Origin of the sequence: Alkalihalophilus lindianensis, from assembly GCF_032843265.1 — a bacterium.
GTDB classification, from domain to species: domain Bacteria; phylum Bacillota; class Bacilli; order Bacillales; family Bacillaceae_D; genus Alkalihalophilus; species Alkalihalophilus lindianensis.
The window spans coordinates 1-274 of sequence record NZ_JAWJBA010000293.1 but is presented as its reverse complement, the minus strand read 5'-3'; the positions used below and the strand labels follow the sequence as shown (position 1 = coordinate 274).

The 274-nt window shown below is 40.1% G+C and carries 1 protein-coding gene; it reads right to left on the bottom strand.

Annotated elements, in window-relative coordinates; all coding sequences use genetic code 11:
- Window positions 1-213, bottom strand: a 213-nt coding sequence (locus RYX56_RS22315) for a hypothetical protein (RefSeq protein WP_317124116.1), incomplete at its 3' end; no start/stop codon positions are given.
- Between the last annotated feature and the right edge of the window lie 61 nt (window positions 214-274).

The following is a 274-nucleotide window of genomic DNA, read 5'->3' as shown; positions in this document are numbered from 1 at the left end:
CTGGATGAAATGTCCAATGGGATTCCCTTTACCGTCCTTTGATTGAATAGAAAAAGTCAGTTTCTCTTGGTTTACTTTTTGACCATCCCACAGTCCTTCAACTGAAATCGTTGGCATGGCAACAGGTTTTTTTGGAAATTGATACAGAAGACCCTTTCCTTCTTTCCATATCTTATAGGCCACCAAAGCCTGTAACGCTTGTTCTGTCGCCATTTCATCCGATGAATTTTGGGATAATATATGCTTATAGCCTCCGTCCGAATGTTGAAAACTA